This is a genomic window from Ochrobactrum sp. AP1BH01-1 (assembly GCF_018066705.1).
Taxonomy (GTDB): Bacteria; Pseudomonadota; Alphaproteobacteria; order Rhizobiales; family Rhizobiaceae; genus Brucella.
Genome location: NZ_JAGPOU010000011.1, coordinates 1 through 1,254 on the forward strand (window position 1 = coordinate 1; position 1,254 = coordinate 1,254).

Consider the following 1,254-nt stretch of genomic DNA (forward strand, 5'->3'; position numbering starts at 1 on the left):
ATAATCCATTTTGAAGTAAGCTCTGGCCCATTGAGAGGACCAGAGAATGAAGCGCAACCGTTTTACAGACGAACAGATCATCGGCATTCTGAAGGAGCACGAGGCGGGCACGCCTGTCGCGGAGCTTTGTCGCAAGCACGGCGTCAGCGATGCCAGTATCTATAAATGGAAAGCCAAGTTTGGCGGCATGGCGGTGTCTGAAGCCAAGCGGTTGAAGACGCTGGAAGATGAAAACACGAAGCTGAAACGGCTCCTGGCAGATGCGATGCTCGACAACGCCGCTTTGAAAGACCTTTTGGGAAAGAAGTGGTAACGCCCGCAGCAAGGCGGAAGGCTGTCGTTCATCTGATGGATCACCACCAGATGAGCGAACGGCGGGCGTGTAAAGCCATGGGCTTTTGCCGTATGACGATCCGTTACGAAACCAGGCGCAGCGATGATCATGACCTTCGCGAGCGGATGAAGGAGCTGGCGCATGAACGTCGCCGCTTTGGATATAGACGTCTTCATGTGCTTCTCAGGCGTGAGGGTTACCTTGTGAACCACAAGCGGCTCTTCCGGCTCTATCGGGAGGAGAAGCTGACGGTACGCAAGCGTGGCGGGCGTAAGCGGGCGATAGGCACCCGAGCGCCGATGTTGATCCCGCTTGCCGCCAATGATCGCTGGTCCCTGGACTTCGTGTCGGATCAACTCACCGATGGCCGCAGGTTCCGGGTGCTTACGGTCGTCGATGATTGCACAAGAGAATGCCTGACCCTTGTCGCCGATACGTCCCTTTCCGGCTTGCGGGTTGCCCGTGAGCTGGACCGAATCATTGCGGGACAAGGCAAGCCGAAGATGATCGTCAGCGACAATGGCAGTGAGTTCACCAGCAACGCGATCCTGCAATGGGCCGACCGGACGACAGTCGAATGGCATTACATCGCACCCGGCAAGCCGATCCAGAACGCCTTCATCGAAAGCTTCAATGGGCGGCTGCGAGATGAGTTTCTGAATGAAACGCTCTTCTCGTCACTGACCCTTGCTCGATCAGCGCTTTTAAACTGGCGCAGCGATTACAACGATCATCGACCACACTCTGGACTCGGCTGGATGACGCCTGCCGAGTTCGCTCAAACAATCAATCCGCGACGTGATGCGGTGCTGCGCAGCAGGAATGGCTCCGCACCGCAACCCGCCGCTACCGCCCCGAATACAGCAACCCAAAACCGCTGGAGCGAACTCAAAACTGGATAAAACTTGGGGGCAACGTCA

The 1,254-nt window shown here is 56.7% G+C and carries 1 protein-coding gene; it reads left to right on the forward strand.

The features are described 5' to 3' along the window. The first annotated feature begins 46 nt into the window (after window positions 1-46). Window positions 47-1,236 (forward strand): IS3 family transposase gene (locus J9800_RS21960; protein ID WP_114217457.1). Its coding sequence is split into 2 segments (ribosomal slippage): window positions 47-296 and window positions 296-1,236, totalling 1,191 coding nucleotides; the frame shifts between segments, so codons are not numbered across the junction. Window positions 1,237-1,254: the final 18 nt, after the last annotated feature.